Source organism: uncultured Campylobacter sp. (assembly GCF_938031315.1).
In the GTDB taxonomy this organism is placed as follows: Bacteria; Campylobacterota; Campylobacteria; order Campylobacterales; family Campylobacteraceae; genus Campylobacter_B.
Window position 1 is genome coordinate 1 of sequence record NZ_CALHHT010000004.1, and the last position, 1266, is coordinate 1266.

Consider the following 1266-nt stretch of genomic DNA (forward strand, 5'->3'; position numbering starts at 1 on the left):
TACAACGCGATAAGCCACGAAGACGTTGAAAAACTAGTCGCTTTTATGAGCGAGTTTGCGCGCAAAAACGGCTAGCGGCGGTTAAATTTAGGGGGGTTGAGCGCGGCTCGCGCTTATAGACGAGATTGTTTAGGATCCGCGCTTACCTTGTCGCTGAGCTAGTATTTGCCATAGTCCTCGCTTTTATAGCCGGTATTTTACGGCAGAAATAGCTTTGATTCGGCTTGGATTTTGCCGCTAGAATTTTATTGAAGACAAAATTTTATGATGTTAAAATTTTGCATTGGATGAAGTCTGATGGCTTCGATTTTGCAGCGGCGAGCGGGACTTGGCGCTGATGGGATTTATAGGTAGGATTTAATATCTAAAACGCTATTATCGGTGTTCGAGGATGGAAGGCGGTTTATTTATGTAGGCGCAGGTTTAGCGTATCTAGCGCCTAAATTTAAGCTTAACCCTAAAAACAAGCAAAATTAAACGAAAGGATTTAAATGAGTTTTAAGAGATTTTTTGCAGTAGCGCTTGCGGTTGGCGCTTTCGCTTCGGTGAGCGCAGAGGCTAGCGCTGCGGGGGATTTTTGTATCAAAAACGGCGGCGAGCTGATCGTCCGCAAAGACGGCAACGGCGTGGATTACACCGTTTGTAAGCTGCCCGACGGCACTATGATCGACGCTGAAGAATTTTATAAAACAGGCGGCGATTTGAGTAAATTTAAGAGCGTAAATCGATAGAATTTTATCGATTGTGAGATTTGCGGCAGCGAAATTCCATAAAATTCTGTGGCGAAATTCTGCTTTAAAATTTAGATGAATTTCAACTAGCAAGCGTTGGCGAGAGTGAATTCTTGGGCGCCATAAACGAAGTGATGGCAGCAGAGTAATGGAAAAAATTCAATTATCCACACATCAACGATGTGTGGAGATTTTGCTCCAGTAAGGCGCTGAAAGCGGCGGCTACGCAAAGCAGAAATTATTTTAAGTGATTTGACGCGACGCGCAGGAAACCTACTAGATTGCTTGATTAGGACGCAGATTTTTTGGATATGCGATAAGCGTTGTGCCCATACTTGCTGAACTTAAATTTTAGCCGTTCGTGGACGTCGCTCGCTTCCTTTTTTTTGAAAGACTCAAATTTTAGTCGCCTGTGAGCGCCCATTCGCTTCCTTTGCCCGCGTAAATTTAGCGCGTGAAAACCACGACCTCGCCGCACATCGATAGCTTCGCATCGAGCTCCAGTACGTGGTTCTCGTATATGGCGCTCGTACTC

General features: G+C 44.9%; 1 protein-coding gene. It reads left to right on the top strand.

Features of this window, described 5'->3' with window-relative positions; genetic code table 11:
- Positions 1 to 491 precede the first annotated feature (491 nt).
- The gene (locus Q0236_RS00080) at positions 492 to 731 is read left to right on the top strand and encodes a DUF333 domain-containing protein (protein WP_177388543.1); all 240 of its coding nucleotides are present in this window, start codon (positions 492 to 494) and stop codon (positions 729 to 731) included.
- Positions 732 to 1266 lie beyond the last annotated feature (535 nt).

Excerpts from the sequence above, each read along its gene's own strand:
- Q0236_RS00080 (WP_177388543.1), top strand. The coding sequence starts at position 492 with ATGAGTTTTAAGAGATTTTTTGCAGTAGCGCTTGCGGTTGGCGCTTTC.